Here is a 544-nt window from a genome sequence, read left to right as displayed (position 1 = left end):
TTCCCTTCAGAACGTGTCCAAGCTCTTCGGCGAGGCAAAAGTCATCCCGTCGATCGATCTCGACATCCATGACGGCGAGTTCGTCGTCTTCGTCGGCCCGTCCGGCTGCGGCAAGTCAACGCTGCTGCGCCTGATTGCCGGGCTGGAAGACGTCTCCGGCGGCAGAATAGTCATCGACGGCAACGACGCCACCGAAAAGGCCCCGGCCGAGCGCGGCCTTGCCATGGTGTTCCAGTCCTATGCGCTTTATCCGCATATGAGCGTGCGCAACAACATCGCCTTCCCGCTGAAGATGGCCAAGCTCGACAAGGCCGTCATCGACAAGAAAGTCGACGATGCCGCCCGTATCCTCAACCTCACCGATTATCTCGAACGCCGGCCCTCGCAACTGTCCGGCGGCCAGCGCCAGCGCGTGGCCATCGGCCGCGCCATCGTGCGCGAACCGAAGGCGTTCCTGTTTGACGAGCCGCTCTCCAACCTCGATGCGGCGCTGCGCGGCACCATGCGGCTGGAAATCTCCGAGCTGCACAACACACTGAAGACG

At 62.7% G+C, this 544-nt stretch carries 1 protein-coding gene; it reads left to right on the top strand.

Annotated features, from left to right (window positions below; genetic code table 11):
- On the top strand, positions 1 to 544 hold a 544-nt coding region (locus tag ACQZ5Y_RS28305; protein ID WP_448782597.1), incomplete at both ends, for an ABC transporter ATP-binding protein.

Source organism: Agrobacterium sp. A3-95 (genome assembly GCF_053521785.1).
Note: the sequence above shows the minus strand (reverse complement) of the source record. Positions and strands in the feature narration are given on the sequence as shown.